Raw genomic sequence first — 15615 nt, 5'->3', positions numbered from 1 at the left:
TATTAGGACTGGAGAAACCGCGCCGGAGCGCGGTATAGGTTTTGGCATACATGTTCAGGCTTGAACCCCATCGTCAAGAGTTTGGGGCAAGCCAATTGAGGGGAACGCCGGGCTTTCTGGCCATGGCGCAGACAGCAGGAGTAGCGCAGATGGCACGCGGAGTTCTGAGCGGGCTGATTTGGGGGGTGTGACGTGCATCGGTGTGGCCGGTGCGGTGTCGTTGATGATGCCCTTGCCCTTGCCGCCGCAGGTGGGTGATGCGCCCGGCTCTGGTCCCGCCCCGGCGCGGATCAATGTGACCGATGCAGGTGAGCAGGGGCGCAGCCGCGATTCTGCGCCTGTGTTGAATGCTCCCGCGCCGCGTGCCGATGTGCCTGAGCAAGACAGCCTAGCCGCGCTTGACCCCGACACGCAGACGTCGGCCAGCCTGCCAGAGACCGGCAGCGCAGAGGGGCTCAGCACCCCCGCGGCACCAGAGGGGCAAACCCCGATGTCTCCGGGCGCGGAAGAACCGGTGTTGCCCAATCCGCAGGCCGTGGCCCCCGATGCGCCGCAGGCCGCCGACGAGCTTTCGATCAGCACCGAACCCGCGCAGCCGCCTGCGCCGGATGTGGCCGATATCGAAGGGGCGTTTGACGCGCCGCAAGGCATGGAAGCGCCGGAGGTCGAGGAGGACGAGGCGATCACCCTGCCAGCGGAAGAGATTGCCGTTGAAGAGGATGCGGTGCCGGAACCGGCACCGGAGAGTGATATCGTCGAAACTCCGCCTGTCGTTGATGCCGAGGAAGATGCGCCTACACCCGAGGCTGCTCCTCAATCCACCGCAGCAGACGCCCCCGCGCCGGTGGAAGAGCCGCAGTCTGCGGAAGCGACGCCTGAACCCGCCGATACGGAGAGCGATGGCCGACCGATCATCGGCACACCCGCAGTCACTTTGTCAGACCGTGATACGGGGGTGGTGATCAACCGCCCCGGTGCGACACCCGCGGCAGAGCCCGCCGAGGCTGACGAGATTGTGAACGACGATCCGCGCCCCGTGGTGGTCAACAGCCTTGCCGGAGACCTGCCCGAGGGCAAACCGCTTATGAGCGTGGTGTTGATCGACGATGGCACTTCGGTCACCGCGGGCAGCGCCGGGCTGGCCGCGCTGCGCAGTTTTCCCTATCCGCTGAGCTTTGCGGTCGACAGCGGCCTCTCGGACGCGGCGGAACGGGTGGAAACCTATCGCGAGGCCGGGTTTGAGGTCTTAGCGCTGGTCGATCTGCCGCAGGGCGCACAGCCAAGCGATGCCGAGACCGCCTTTGCCGCCACGCTCGACCGGATCGGGCCCGTGGTCGGTGTGCTGGAAGGGACCCAGAGCGGCTTTCAAGGCAGCCGGGCGCTGGCCGATCAAGTGACGGATATCCTTGCGCAGTCCGGCCACGGGCTGGTGACGCAGGACAAAGGGCTCAACACCATGCCGAAACTGGCGCGGAAGGCCGGGGTGCCTGCGGATCCGGTGTTTCGCGATTTCGACAGCAAGGACCAGACCGCACGGGTGATCCGCCGCTTCCTCGATCAAGCGGCGTTCAAGGCCGGGCAAGAGGGGGCGGTGATCATGCTGGGCCGTCTGCGGCCCGATACCGTCTCGGCGCTGCTGCTTTGGGGCCTGCAGGACCGGGCCAGCGATGTGGCCTTGGTCCCGATCTCGGCAGTCTTGCTGCGCAAGGAGTGACCCCGCGCAGGGTATGGCCCTGAATTAGATGATCTCGTCTTCGTCGAAAAGCGGGTCTTCTTCCAACTGATTGACCAGTTCATCCACCGTCGCCTCTGCCGCGCGGGGGCTGAGCTTGGCGAGGTGAAAGACCGCGTCGCCTTCGTTGACGATCGGCAGAATGGCACGCCCAATAAGAATGCCCGGCGCATCGGCCAGCAGTTCGGCCTCTTCTTTGCCAAAGGGGTCCGACACGATGGCAAGCAGATCGCCTTCGGCCACCGTCTCACCTTCGGCACGGAAGGTGCGCAGCAGGCCGCCCGCAGGGGCACGAAGCCAATGCGAGGCGGTGCAGATATAGGGCGCGCTGCGGGCGCTGGCGATGCCCTTGGCGGGCAGCATGTCTTGTCCGCGCATGACCCGCAGGATGCCTGCGAGCCCGGCACGCACGGCCATCTCGTCAAAGCGCAGCCCTTCGCCCGCTTCATAAAGCAGAATCGGCGTGCCTTCGCGCGCCGCAACCGCGCGCAACGACCCATCGCGCAGCGGCGAGGTCAGCACCACCGGGGCGCCGAAATCCATCGCCATCTTATGCGTCACCTTGTCCGCGGGCGAAACACGCACCTGCGGCAGGTTCGTGCGGTGGATCGCCGCCGAATGCAGATCGACACCAAAGTCGCAGCGCAGCACCACCTCTTGCAGGAAAATATGCGCCAGCCGCGCGCCAAGGCTGCCCGAAGGCGAGCCGGGGAAACAGCGGTTTAGATCGCGCCGGTCCGGCAGATAGCGTGAGCGGTTCAGAAAGCCAAAGGAGTTCACCACCGGCACCACGATCAGTGTACCGCGCAGGGCGGAGAGCTGCGGCGCGCGCAGCAGTCGGCGCGTGATCTCAACGCCGATGACCTCATCCCCATGCACGGCAGCCGAGACGAACATCGTCGGCCCCGGACGTTTGCCGTGATAGATCTCAAGCGAAAGATGCACCGGCGTGTGATCCGGCAGGATCGAAACGGGCAGGTCAACCGCAAGGCTGCTGCCGGGGGCAACGGAATGCCCCGCAATCTGAAAGGGGGCCCGGTTTGGCATGGTCAGCTGTTCCCTTTACCGCCAAAGCGCGCCGCATCGGCTGCGGCACGGCGGATCGCGCCGGATTTATGCACCGTCTCCATGAACTCGGCCTCTGGATCGCTGTCATAGACAACGCCGCCACCGGCTTGGATGTAGAGCGTTTCGTCTTTCACCACTGCCGTGCGCAGGGCGATGCACATATCCATGTCGCCGCCCGCGCTGAAATAGCCCACGCCGCCGCCGTAAACGCCACGCTTTTCGGGTTCCAACTCGTCGATGATCTCCATCGCGCGGACCTTGGGCGCGCCCGAGACGGTGCCTGCGGGCATCCCGGCAAAGAAGGCATCAAGCGCATCGCAGCCCTGTTTCAACTCTCCGACCACGTTGGAGACGATGTGCATGACATGGCTGTAGCGTTCGACGATGAACTCTTCCGTCGGGCGTACGGTGCCGATCTTGGCGACCCGGCCCACATCGTTGCGGCCCAGATCGAGCAGCATGAGGTGTTCGGCCAGCTCTTTGGGATCGCTCAGCAGATCGGCCTCTAGCGCGCGGTCTTCCTCCGGCGTGGCACCGCGTTTGCGGGTGCCGGCGATGGGGCGAATGGTGACTTCGTTGCCAAAGACCCGCACGAGGATCTCTGGGCTTGCGCCGACCACATGGAAGCCGCCGAAGTTAAAATAGAACATGAAGGGCGAGGGTTGGTGCGCCGCAGGCTGCGGTAAAGTGCGAAGGGGGCTTGGGTAAACCCTTGAGCCCAACGCTGGCTTGGCACCACCTGAAAGATATCGCCCGCCTTGATGTAATCGCGCGCCTTTTCGACGGCGGCCTTGTACCCGTCGTGGGTGAAATTGCTCACGGACTCCGGCGCGTCTTCGGCCTCTCCCAAATCGCGGGAGGTCTGCGGCATGGCGCGTTCCAGATCACGCACCGCGTCCATCACCCGCTCGGCGGCTTGGGCATAGGCGGCGCGCGCCGTCTGGCCCTCGGACACCCAAGCGGGGGAGACGATGGTGACTTCGCCCTTCACCCCATCCAGCACGGCCACGACCGAGGGGCGCATCATCACCGCATCAGGCAGGCCCAGAGGGTCGGGGTTCACATTGGGCAGATGTTCGACCAGCCGGATCATATCATAGCCGAGATAGCCAAAGAGACCAGCGGCGGCTTGGGGCAGATCATCGGGCAGGGTGATGCGCGATTCCGCGATGACATCGCGGAGACGGTCCAGCGGATCGCCGGGCATGTCCTCAAAGGCATCCGCATCATAGCGCGCCGCACGGTTCAGTGCTGCGGTCTCACCCCGGCAACGCCAGATCAGGTCGGGCTTCATGCCGATGATGGAATAGCGTCCGCGCACGTCACCGCCTGTGACAGACTCCAGCACAAAGGCATTCTCCGCCGCGCCCGTCAGTTTGAGCATAAGCGACACCGGCGTGTCGAGGTCGGCGGCAAGGCGGGTGTAGACGATCTGGTTTTCGCCCGCTTCATAGGCGCGGGCGAAAGTGTCGAAATCCGGGGTCAGGGCCATCAAATTTGCCTATCAGGGAAAGTTCACATGCACAGCACTGACCGCGCGCTGGTCGATCTGGGGATCGGCATCGCGCATCACTGCATTGCTGTAGATATCGAAAAGACCTTGGGCCAGCGCCTGATCCAACTGCTGTGACAGACGGGTCATCAGCGCTTGGGTCTGGTCGTCTTCGCCCGCGGGGGTCACGGCATCAAGGCGCAGAACCACGACGCTGTCCCCTGCGGGCAGGACCGCGACGCCACCCTCGTCGAGGTCAAAGACCTGATCCATGAAATCGTCGGGCGTGCCGTCGACATAGGAACTGCGGGTCAGGCCTTCGCCAAGCTGCGGCGTGAGACCGGCGGCCTCAAAACCGTCCGCTTCGGCCAATGTGCCGGTCAGGCTCTCGGCCTTGGCGGTCAGCGCCTCCACGATCTGGGCATTGCGCCACGCGGTCTCAACCGCATCGCGGGCCTGCTCGAAAGGTTCGGGGCGCTCTGGCTTGGTCTCATCAAGGCGCATGGCGAAAACGCCGCCGTCTTCCAACTGGTCGATCTGCGGGAAGGCATCCGCGCTCAGGCTTGCTGCGGCTTCACGGAAGGCGCCATAGGCGGCGATGCCCTCGCTGCTTTCTTGGGTCCAGTCGATGGTGCCGAGGTCCATTTTGGTTTCCTCGGCCAGATCTTCAAGCGTGGCCCCTCCGGCGAGGCGGTCGTCGATTTCCTGTGCGCGGGCTTCGACAGCGCGGGTCGCGCGGGAAATGGCGAGGGTTTCTTCCAACACCTCACGGGCCTCTTCGAAAGGTACGTTCTGCGCAGGCAGAACCGCGTTCACGCGGAAGAGGGCCGGCCCAAGCGAAGTGGGTAGAGGGCCAACGATGTCGCCGCTTTGCGCTCCAAACACCGCGTCACCTGCGGCGTCGAGATCGGATTTGGCCACGTCGCCCATATCCACATCCGCCAGAGCCAAGCCGCGCTCTTCGACCAGCGCCTCAAAGGTGGTGCCGTCAACTTCGAGCGCTGCTGCGGCCTGCGTGGCGGCCTCTTCGTTGGCAAAGACCAGACGCTCGACCAAGCGACGCTCGGGCTGGTCGTATTCATCGCTGCGGGCGTCATATTCGGCGCGCAGCTCTTCTTCGGGCACCTCTACCTCGTCCAGCAGGTCTTCGGGGCGGAGCCATGCGTAGGTGATGCCTTTGCTGGCGGGCAGCATGAAGTCATCGGTGTTGGCGTCGTAATAGGCCTGAAGCTCTTCTTCTGTCGGCGCGGCCACGGGCGTGTCGAGGTCATCCGCGCTCAGCCGGGCCCAAGTGAAGCTGCGCTGTTCGGCAACGTAGTCAACCAGCGTGCGGGCGTAGGTGTCAGGCATTGAGACGCCGCCCAGAACCGCACGCTGCAACAGGCCGCGCGCGGCCTCTTCGCGGATCGAACGCTCGAACTCGGCCTCGCTCATGCCGCTTTGCTGAAGGGCGAAACGATAGCCTTCGCGGTCGAAGTTGCCATCGATCCCTTGGAACGCCGAAATGGCCACGATCTCGTCGCGCAGGGTGGCATCGCCGATAGAGAGGCCCATTTCGTCGGCTTCGTGATCCAGCGCGCGGTTGCGGACGATCCGTTGCAGAACGGCGCGGTCCAGACCCATTTCTTGGGCGCGGGCAAAGGACAGGCTCTCGCCGGTTTGTGCTTCAATCGCGCGGATTTCCTGCTGCAATTGGCGGGCGTATTGATCGACCGAGATCGACTTGTCCCCGACACTGCCGATGCTGCGCAGATTGCCGCTGAGGTTGATCGCACCAAAGCCGCCAAGACCCAAGATCAAAAGGGCCATCAAGGCCCAGACGGCGGTTTTCGAAAAGCTGAAGCCTTTTTTGGCCATGACACGGTCCCTCGTTAATTTCGGACCTGTCTATGCGTTGCGTGGCAGGGCTGCAAGCCTGTCGAAAAGCACTTCGAGACCGGCGGTGTCGAGGTTTGCAAAGGCGATGCGCAACTGGCTTTCGCCGCGCGCGTCTCCCTCGGGCTGGAACATCGTGCCGGGCAGGCAAAGCACGCCTGCATCGCGCACCAATTGCGGGGCCAGTTCTGCCGAGGAGAGGTCAAAGGGATGTCGCAAATAGGCGAAATAGCCGCCGAGCCCGAGCAATTCCCACCCCAGCGGTTCGATCTTGGGCATCAGCGCAGCAATCGCGGCGCGGCGCGCAAGGATTTCTTCGCGTTCATCTGCCAGCCACGGGCCAAGGTTCTGCATCCCCCAGAGCGCGCCGTGTTGGCCGATCTGCGCCGGGCAAATGGCCACGGTATCGAGAAACTTCTCAACCTCCGCCAGCCGCGCCGTGCTGGCGATCAGCGCGCCGACGCGGTGGCCGGTCAGGCGGTAGGCTTTGGAAAAGGAATAGAGGTGGATCAGCGTGTCGTGCCAGTCGGGGTCGCGGAACAGCGCATGCGGCGCGCCGGGGCGGCTGTGAAAATCGCGGTAGGTCTCGTCGAGGATCAGCGCGATGCCGTGACGGCGCGCGAGGTCGAAGAATTCCTGCACGAGGGCGGCGGGATACTCCACGCCACCGGGGTTATTGGGGGTGACCAGCGCGATGGCGCGGGTGCGTGGGGTGATGGCGGCTGCGGCCTTGTCGGGGTCGGGCAGCATGTCGGCTTCGACGGGCAGCGGCACGGCGGTGACCCCGCTCATGTCGAGCCACATTTTGTGGTTGAAGTACCAAGGCGTCGGGATGATCACCTCATCGCCTTCACCGCAGAGCGTGGCAATGGCGGCGGCAAAGGCTTGGTTGCACCCGGATGTGATGCAGACCTGTTCGTCGGTCACCACGCCCGCGTATTTCTCTGCCGTCTGCCGCGCCAGTTCGGCGCGCAGTTCCGGCAAGCCCAGCACGGGGCCATAGAGATGCGCCTCATCGTTGTTCAGCGTGACCTCGGCCATCGCCCGGCGCAGCCCCTCGGGGGGCGGATCGACGGGGGCGGCTTGGCTCACGTTGATCAGCGGACGGTCATCGGTGAATGTCACGCCATCCAGCCAGCGCCGCGCCTCCATCACCGGAGGGAAGAAAGTGGTGGCGGTGCGCGAAAGCGGCATAGGTGTATCCGGTCAGGTAAGGGGCAGGGGAAGGTGGCGCAGGGCCCCTCAGTCCTTGCCGCGGTAGGGCTCGACATATTGCAGCGCCATGTCCCACGGGAAGAAGATCCACGTGTCTTGGCTGACGCCGGTGATGAAAGTATCGACCTGCGGCTCGCCCTCGGGCTTGGCATAGACGGTGGCGAAATGGGCGTTGGGGTAAAGTTCGCGCACCAGTTCAATGGTCTTGCCGCTGTCGACCAGATCATCGACGATCAGGATGCCGGTGCCATCGCCCATCATCTCAGCGTCGGGGGATTTCAGGACCTTGGCCTCGCGGCGCTGGTCGGCGGCGCCGCCGCCCGAATGGTAGGACATGACCGAGATCGTATCGACAGTGCGGATATCCAACTCACGCGCGACGATCATCGCGGGGGCCATGCCGCCGCGGGTGATCGCCACCACGGCACGCCACGCGCCATCGTCGGGACCAAGACCATCGAGCCGCCACGCCAGCGCACGGCTGTCGCGGTGGATCTGATCCCAGGAGATGTGAAAGCCCTTTTCATGGGGCAGGCGCGAGGCGTCCTTGGATTTGGTCATGATGGTCCTTTGCAGCAGCTGGCGCGGGCACCCGCGCGAATTAATTTGGGCGGCTTATTCCTTGGACATGTCGGGCGCGTCAACCGCCTTCATGCCGACAACGTGATAGCCCGCGTCGACATGCAGGTTCTCTCCCGTGGTGCCGCTGCCCAGATCCGACAGCAGGAAGAGGGCGGCCTTGCCGACATCTTCGGTGGTGACATTGCGGCGCAGGGGCGAGTTGTATTCGTTCCATTTCATAATGTAGCGGAAATCACCGATGCCGGAGGCCGCCAGCGTCTTGATCGGCCCCGCCGAGATCGCGTTGACGCGAATGCCGTCCTTGCCCAGATCTTCGGCAAGGTATTTAACGCTCGCCTCCAACGCGGCCTTGGCCACACCCATCACATTATAATGCGGCATCACCTTTTCGGCGCCGTAGTAGGTCAGCGTCAGGGCGCTGGCACCGGGCGACATCATCTTTTCCGCGCGCTGCATCACGGCGGTGAAGGAATATACCGAGATATCCATCGACATGGCGAAGTTGCCGCGGCTGGTGTCGACGTAGCGGCCCCGCAGTTCCCCCTTGTCGGAAAAGCCGATGGCGTGAACGATGAAATCAAGCCCGTCCCAGCGTTCTTTCAGCCCATCAAACATCGCGTCGATCGAGGCTTCGTCGCCGACGTCGCAGGGCAGAACGATGTCGCTGCCAAGCTGTTCGGCCAAAGGACCAACGCGCTTCTTGAGCGCATCGCCTTGGTAGGAAAAAGCCAGCTCAGCCCCCGCATCGGCCAGCGATTTGGCCACGCCCCATGCGATGGATTTGTCATTCGCAAGCCCCATGATGAGCCCGCGCTTGCCCCGCATTAATTCGTTTCCCATTCCGCCGCCTTGTCTATGTTCCGTTTAGGTTGTCTTGGTCTAGGCGATTGCAGCGCGGCCATCAAGACTGCACAGGCGGCTTCACCCCCGTGATTTGCCATAAGATCGGCGGCTAACTGACGGAAATCGGGTAAGGTTGTCCTTTGAGTTGCCGATCGTTAACAAATGTCTTAGCGAATAACTCAGATTCCGGCGAAGAACCGGTTACGGGCTCGAACACTCTAGGAGGGGATGCCGAATGGAAACGCGGACTGGTATATTTGCGGGGGACGATCCCTTTGCGATTGCGCAGCGTTGGCTTTCCGAAGCAGACACGAGTGAGCCGAATGACCCCAACGCCATCGCGCTGAGCACGGTAGATTCGCAAGGGCTGCCAAACGCCCGCATGGTGCTGTTGAAAGAGATCGAACCGGACGCCTTTGTCTTTTACACCAATTACGAAAGCCAAAAGGCCCAAGAACTGGATGGCGCGGGCAAGGCGGCCTTTGTCATGCATTGGAAATCGCTGCGCCGTCAGGTGCGGGTGCGTGGGCTGATCAGCCGCGAAGACGGGCCAAAGGCCGATGACTACTACGCATCGCGCTCGCTCAAGAGCCGTTTGGGGGCTTGGGCCTCGCGCCAATCGCAGCCTCTGTCGGGGCGCGGGGCGTTGATGGCCGAAGTCGCCAAAGTGACCGCGCAGCAGGGGGTGAACCCTAAACGTCCGCCGTTCTGGGGCGGCTACCGGATCACCCCGCTGGAAATCGAATTCTGGGCAGATGGCGAATTCCGCCTGCATGACCGTTTTCAATGGCGCCGCGCGGATGCCGCAGCGCCCTGGGCCGTCACACGGCTCAATCCTTGATAGGACGGCACGGATTAGCGATGAAAGATGTGTCTGATACCCAACCGGCAGAAACGCCGGGACTAAGCGATCCCCTTGAGGGCGTGGTCAAATGGTTCGATCCGCTCAAAGGCTTCGGCTTTGTCGTGGCCGATGCGGGCGGGGCCGACATATTACTGCACGTCAATGTTCTGCGCAATTTCGGCCAAAGCTCTGTCGCTGATGGGGCGCGGGTGACGGTGCGGGTGCAGCAGACCGACCGCGGCGCGCAGGCGGTCGAGGTGCTTGCCGTCACGCCCCCAGCGAGCCGCCCGCCGCCGTGGTCGAATTCGCAGGATTTGATCCCGATCAACTTGCCGCTGCCGAGTTCGAGCCCGCCCGTGTGAAATGGTTCGACAAGGCCAAGGGTTTTGGGTTTGCAAATGTCTTTGGCTGCGCGGAAGATGTGTTTCTGCATATCGATGTACTGCGCCAATCCGGACTTTGTGATTTGCAACCGGGCGAAGCGCTTGCCATGCGGGTGATTGTTGGCGATCGGGGCCATCTGGCGGCGGAGGTAAGTTCATGGGACGCGGTGATAGACGGCTGAAGGTACGACATCTGACAGGGCATATTGCAGGGGCGGCGCTTGCCAGCCTGCTGCTGACCGGTGCGGCGCTGGCCGAGGTCTGTCGCGCCGATAGCGTGAGCCTGCGGGGCGACTGGGGCAAGGCGCGGTTCTCCGTCGAAGTGGCGGATGACACGGCGGAGCGGGCCAAGGGACTGATGCACCGACGCTCTCTGCCGCTGAGTGCGGGGATGCTCTTTATCTATGAGACCCCCCAACCGCTGAGCTTTTGGATGCGCAATACGCTGATCCCGCTCGACCTGTTGTTCATCGACGATAGGGGCGTGGTGCAGAAAATTCACCACTCCGCCATACCACTGGATGAGACACCGATTCCGGGCGGGGATGATCTGCTGTCGGTCTTGGAGATTAATGGCGGTCTGGCGAAACGTCTGGGCATCACGGAAGGCAGCGAAATCCGCCATCCGGCCTTTGCTGGGAACACCCCGGCCTGGCCTTGCTAAAGACTTCGTCGTTTTTCTGAGTTTAAGGTCAATCGGGGCTTTTCAATCGGCGGGCTTATGGCTAAAGAAGCCCCAGTCGGAGCGTGGCGCAGCCTGGTAGCGCACCTGTTTTGGGTACAGGGGGTCGGAGGTTCGAATCCTCTCGCTCCGACCACTTTCTTCCAGCCTTGAGATTATTTCAGTCCTTAGCGATCTAGGGGCTGTATCGGCTGGAATATTTCCATTCTGCACAAGATATAGTGTCTGCCGCCTGTGCTTTGGCAGATTTACGCCAATGCCTGCGAAGACCGTGATGATTCTGTCGCGGTTTTGCATTGAGCTGACGGGCAGGGGCGCTGGACCCCTTCCGCGGCGATATGTGGCCAGCTTCGGCGGGCCTGATGCTCTCTCGGGCGTCTCGGCCTGTGGATGAATTCGACCAATCCCTCAAGCACCGCCCCTAACTCTGCCGGGGCAATGGATTATTTGGAATTCAACGCTGCACCGGGCTTGCGGGTATCTTTGGGGATATCCTGAGGCTGAATCACTTCGCGCGCGGATGGCGCAAATAGGGGCGCATCGGTCAACTGTCTTGCCGGAAATAAAACGTAAAAAAACCGTTGACCGATTAGGTCTATCTACGTCAGTTTGTGGGGGTCAAGTAGAGCGCCACAAGATGTTGTGTGTAACGCAGCCGGCGCTTTGGCAGTGGGGACAGAATACAAGCACCAGTGTTTCAATGGGATTCCAGCCGCCCGCGTCAGCAGGTGGCACGGCGAAGCTCTGCCCAAACTGCCAACAAGCGGGGGAGACGGTCTGCTTAGAGCGGGTCGGCTTAGGATTTTAAAAGTTTGGAAAAGGGCAGCGACGATGAAGATTGAACGGAATTTCACCAAAGCCGGGCAGGACGCCTATGCGGATTTGGACTTTGTCACCACGGTGTCAGAGATCCGCAACCCTGACGGTTCGGTGGTGTTCAAGCTCGACAACGTCGAAGTCCCGAAATCCTGGAGCCAGGTCGCAAGCGACGTGATCGCGCAGAAGTATTTCCGCAAAGCGGGCGTGCCAAGCGCCACGCGCCGCGTCAAAGAAAAGGGCGTGCCGGAGTTCCTCTGGCGCTCGGTCCCCGCCGAGGGCGCCGAGATGGGGGAGAGACCTCTTCCAAGCAGGTCTTTGACCGTCTGGCGGGCGCTTGGGCCTATTGGGGCTGGAAGGGCGGTTATTTCTCGACCGAAGAAGACGCCCGCGCCTATTACGACGAAATGCGCCACATGTTGGCCAGCCAGCGCGCGGCCCCCAATAGCCCGCAATGGTTCAACACCGGGTTGCACTGGGCCTACGGCATCGATGGCCCGGCGCAGGGGCATTACTACGTCGACTACAAGACCGGGAAACTGACCCGTTCGAAGTCTTCCTATGAGCACCCGCAGCCCCATGCCTGCTTCATCCAGTCGGTCGCCGACGATCTGGTGGGCGACGGCGGTATCATGGACCTCTGGGTCCGTGAAGCGCGGCTTTTCAAATACGGCTCAGGCACGGGCACCAACTTTTCATCGCTCCGCGGAGAGGGCGAGAAGCTGTCGGGCGGCGGCAAGTCGTCGGGTTTGATGGGGTTCCTCAAGATCGGGGACCGCGCCGCTGGCGCCATCAAATCCGGCGGCACCACCCGTCGCGCGGCGAAGATGGTGATCGTCGACGCCGACCACCCCGATATCGAAGATTTCATCAACTGGAAGGTGCTCGAAGAGCAAAAGGTGGCGAGCATCGTCGCTGGCTCCAAGATGCATGAGCAGAAGCTGAACCTGTTGTTCGACGCGATCAAGGCATGGGACGGTGCCGAGGCGGATGCCTACGACCCGGCCAAGAACGACCAGCTGAAGGCCGCGATCCGCGAGGCCAAAAAGGTCGCGATCCCCGAGACCTACGTCAAGCGCGTGCTGGACTATGCCAAACAGGGCCATACCGGCATCGAATTCCCGACCTATGACACCGATTGGGACTCTGAGGCGTACAACTCGGTTTCGGGCCAGAACTCCAACAACTCGATCCGGGTCACCAACGCCTTCCTCAAGGCGGTGGAAAAGGACGCCGATTGGGAATTGATCAGCCGCACCGAAAACCGTGTGGTGAAAACCATCCGGGCCCGCGATCTTTGGGATCAGGTCGGCCATGCCGCATGGGCCTGCGCCGATCCGGGGATCCAGTACCACGACACGGTGAACGACTGGCACACTTGCCCCGAAGACGGTGCGATCCGCGGCTCGAACCCCTGTTCGGAATACATGTTCCTTGATGACACGGCCTGCAACTTGGCGTCGATGAACCTGCTGACCTTCCTCAAGGACGGCGTTTTTCAGGTCGAGGATTACATGCATGCCTCGCGTCTGTGGACCGTGACGCTTGAGATCAGCGTGATGATGGCGCAGTTCCCCTCCAAAGAGATCGCGCAGCGGTCTTATGACTTCCGCACGCTGGGGCTTGGCTATGCGAACATCGGCGGGCTGCTGATGAACATGGGCTATTCCTACGACAGTGACGAGGGCCGTGCCCTTGGCGGGGCGTTGACCGCGATCATGACCGGCGTGGCCTATGCAACGTCGGCGGAAATGGCGGGCGAACTGGGGGCCTTTCCGGGCTATGCCAAGAACGCTGAGCATATGCTGCGCGTCATCCGCAACCACCGTACCGCCGCCTATGGCAAGGCGGATGGCTATGAGCAGCTTTCGGTCACGCCAGTCCCGCTGGATCATGGCAATTGCCCACAGGCCGGGTTGGTCGACATCGCCAAATCCTGTTGGGACGAGGCGCTGAAACTGGGTGAGGTGCATGGCTACCGCAACGCCCAGACCTCTGTCATCGCGCCCACCGGCACCATCGGTCTGGTGATGGATTGTGACACCACGGGGATCGAGCCGGACTTCGCGCTGGTGAAATTCAAGAAACTCGCCGGGGGCGGGTACTTTAAGATCATCAACCAATCCGTGCCCGCAGCGCTTGAGAAACTCGGCTACGGGTCGGCCCAGATCGAAGAGATCGTCAGCTACGCCGTGGGCCACGGCACCATCGGCAACGCGCCTGCGATCAACCATACCACGCTGGCGGGCCACGGCTTTGGCGCGAATGAGTTGGCCAAGGTGGATGCCGCGCTGAAGCAGGCATTTGATATCCGTTTCGTGTTTAACCAATGGACGCTGGGCGAGGCGTTCTGCACGCAGGTGCTGGGCATCCCGACCGAAAAGCTGAACGACCCGACCTTCGATCTGCTCCGCTCCCTCGGTTTCAGCAAGGCGGATATCGAAGCGGCCAATGATCACGTCTGCGGCACTATGACGCTGGAAGGCGCGCCGCACCTCAAGGCCGAGCATTACGGCATCTTCGATTGTGCCAACCCCTGCGGCAAGAAGGGCAAACGCTATCTGTCGGTCAACAGCCACATCCATATGATGGCGGCGGCTCAGAGCTTCATCTCGGGGGCGATCTCCAAGACGATCAACATGCCGAATGACGCCACCATCGAGGACTGCCAAAAGGCCTATGAGCTAAGCTGGTCCTTGGGGATCAAAGCCAATGCGCTTTACCGCGACGGTTCAAAGCTGAGCCAGCCGCTGGCGGCCGCGCTGGTCGAAGACGACGATGACGCCGCCGAAACGCTGGAAAGCGGCAACGCGCATGAGAAAGCCGCCGTGTTGGCCGAGAAGATCGTCGAAAAGGTGATCGTCAAAGAGATCATCAAATCGCACCGCGAGAAGATGCCGCAGCGCCGCAAGGGCTATACCCAGAAGGCGAATGTCGGCGGGCATAAGGTCTATCTGCGCACCGGCGAATACGAAGATGGCAAGCTGGGTGAAATCTTCATCGACATGCACAAGGAAGGCGCGGGTTTCCGGGCGATGATGAACAACTTCGCCATCGCGGTTTCCGTGGGCCTGCAATACGGCGTGCCGCTGGAGGAGTTCGTCGACGCCTTCACCTTCACCAAATTCGAGCCCGCGGGCATGGTGCAGGGCAACGACAGCATCAAACAGGCGACCTCGATCCTTGACTATGTGTTCCGCGAACTCGCCGTGTCCTACCTCGACCGGACCGATCTGGCGCATGTGAAGCCTGAAGGCGCGACCTTTGACGATCTGGGTCGAGGTGAGGAAGAGAACCTTGGCAATGTGAGCGAGTTGAGTGAGAACGCGGCGAATAAATCGCTTGAGGTGCTCAAGCAAATCAGCTCGTCCGGGTATCTGCGCAACCGCCTGCCGCAAGATCTTGTGGTGCTGCAAGGCGGGCAAAGCGCGGACACAGATGCGGGCTTGCAGGGCCTCGCGCCACAGATCAGCGGCAGCGGTGACATGGCCTTGGCGGTGAAATCCTCCACTGCTGTCAGTTCCGGCGGGGTCAGCCTTGATGCGCGGTCCAAGGCCAAGATGCAGGGCTACGAAGGCGAAGCCTGCGGCGAATGCGGCAACTATACGCTGGTTCGCAACGGCACCTGCATGAAGTGCAACACCTGCGGCGGCACCAGCGGCTGTAGCTAAACGGGGTTGTGGCGCTCATTTGCGAGGGTTTTGAAGCCCGAGGGCGCCTAAGTGCTCGCAATTTAAAAAGTCAAAGCTTCAGGTCCTTTGGGTCTGGAGCTTTATTTATGTCGGGGTGCTGTACCCACTGGTTCAGACGTTTTGCGCTTTCCGATGTCGGAGATACGAAATCACGTAGCGGTCTCACTGATCGTGGCCTGCAGACGCGCTGCGCGACGCCGAAAACACCCTCTGTGAACCAGACTTCCGCTTGTTCTTGAGGGCACCGGTTCGATGCGCCCCCGCCCGAATAGCGAAGACGCAGGCTGCCACCACGCAAGAGCCCAGCCGCTTTCACCGCCCATCCAGCCTCAGTCGTGAAATCTTTCACTGCCCGCGCCCGGGCGCAAACGCCGCTCCCCAAGTGGTGTAG

9 protein-coding genes, 1 tRNA gene and 3 pseudogenes are annotated in these 15615 nt (G+C 62.2%); 7 read left to right on the top strand and 6 right to left on the bottom strand.

The genetic code is table 11. The annotated features are described in order from the left end of the window. The first annotated feature begins 187 nt into the window (after positions 1 to 187). Positions 188 to 1714, top strand: a complete 1527-nt coding sequence (locus tag ACFQAU_RS16725; RefSeq protein WP_386283986.1) for a divergent polysaccharide deacetylase family protein — start codon at positions 188 to 190, stop codon at positions 1712 to 1714. A gap of 24 nt (positions 1715 to 1738) precedes the next feature. Here the strand turns inward: ACFQAU_RS16725 and ACFQAU_RS16720 are convergent, their stop codons facing one another. From ACFQAU_RS16720 to fabI, 6 genes and pseudogenes are all read right to left on the bottom strand, one after another. Next, complete coding sequence (locus ACFQAU_RS16720; RefSeq protein ID WP_067935596.1) at positions 1739 to 2779, bottom strand: succinylglutamate desuccinylase/aspartoacylase family protein; 1041 nt, start codon at positions 2777 to 2779, stop codon at positions 1739 to 1741. A gap of 2 nt (positions 2780 to 2781) precedes the next feature. Next, positions 2782 to 4184, bottom strand: a pseudogene (gene trpE / locus ACFQAU_RS16715) (anthranilate synthase component I). A gap of 120 nt (positions 4185 to 4304) precedes the next feature. Then, positions 4305 to 6149: a peptidyl-prolyl cis-trans isomerase gene (locus ACFQAU_RS16710; RefSeq protein WP_132443495.1), complete on the bottom strand. Its 1845-nt coding sequence runs from the start codon at positions 6147 to 6149 to the stop codon at positions 4305 to 4307. 30 nt (positions 6150 to 6179) lie between these two features. Further along, complete coding sequence (locus tag ACFQAU_RS16705) at positions 6180 to 7361, bottom strand: aminotransferase (protein ID WP_132443494.1); 1182 nt, start codon at positions 7359 to 7361, stop codon at positions 6180 to 6182. Between the two features lie 48 nt (positions 7362 to 7409). Then, positions 7410 to 7943 (bottom strand): xanthine phosphoribosyltransferase, encoded by a 534-nt coding sequence (gene gpt / locus ACFQAU_RS16700; protein ID WP_067629419.1) that lies wholly within the window; start codon positions 7941 to 7943, stop codon positions 7410 to 7412. 54 nt (positions 7944 to 7997) lie between these two features. After that, positions 7998 to 8804 carry an enoyl-ACP reductase FabI gene (gene fabI / locus ACFQAU_RS16695; protein WP_132443493.1) on the bottom strand — a complete coding sequence of 269 codons (807 nt, stop codon included), beginning with the start codon at positions 8802 to 8804 and terminating at the stop codon, positions 7998 to 8000. A gap of 238 nt (positions 8805 to 9042) precedes the next feature. Between fabI and pdxH the strand changes: the two genes are divergently transcribed. The 6 genes and pseudogenes from pdxH (at position 9043) to ACFQAU_RS16665 (ending at position 15203) form a co-directional block, all read left to right on the top strand. Beyond that, positions 9043 to 9648, top strand: coding sequence for a pyridoxamine 5'-phosphate oxidase (pdxH, locus tag ACFQAU_RS16690; protein WP_120350954.1), 606 nt, complete (start codon positions 9043 to 9045; stop codon positions 9646 to 9648). Between the two features lie 20 nt (positions 9649 to 9668). Beyond that, a pseudogene (locus tag ACFQAU_RS16685) lies at positions 9669 to 10216 on the top strand (cold shock domain-containing protein). Then, on the top strand, positions 10192 to 10698 hold the full coding sequence (locus tag ACFQAU_RS16680; RefSeq protein WP_132443492.1) for a DUF192 domain-containing protein: 507 nt from the start codon (positions 10192 to 10194) through the stop codon (positions 10696 to 10698). Before ACFQAU_RS16685 ends, ACFQAU_RS16680 begins: the two are co-directional and overlap by 25 nt. Positions 10699 to 10775: 77 nt before the next feature. Continuing rightward, positions 10776 to 10852: transfer RNA gene (locus ACFQAU_RS16675), tRNA-Pro, on the top strand. Between the two features lie 695 nt (positions 10853 to 11547). Continuing rightward, a pseudogene (locus ACFQAU_RS16670) lies at positions 11548 to 11811 on the top strand (hypothetical protein); the annotation flags it as partial. Next, positions 11790 to 15203, top strand: coding sequence for a vitamin B12-dependent ribonucleotide reductase (locus ACFQAU_RS16665; protein WP_386283983.1), 3414 nt, complete (start codon positions 11790 to 11792; stop codon positions 15201 to 15203). The pseudogene ACFQAU_RS16670 and the gene ACFQAU_RS16665, both read left to right, overlap by 22 nt. Positions 15204 to 15615 lie beyond the last annotated feature (412 nt).

Source organism: Sulfitobacter profundi, assembly GCF_042661425.1.
GTDB lineage: Bacteria > Pseudomonadota > Alphaproteobacteria > Rhodobacterales > Rhodobacteraceae > Sulfitobacter > Sulfitobacter profundi.
The sequence above is the reverse complement of the archived record's forward strand: the minus strand, read 5'-3'. Positions and strand labels throughout refer to the sequence as shown.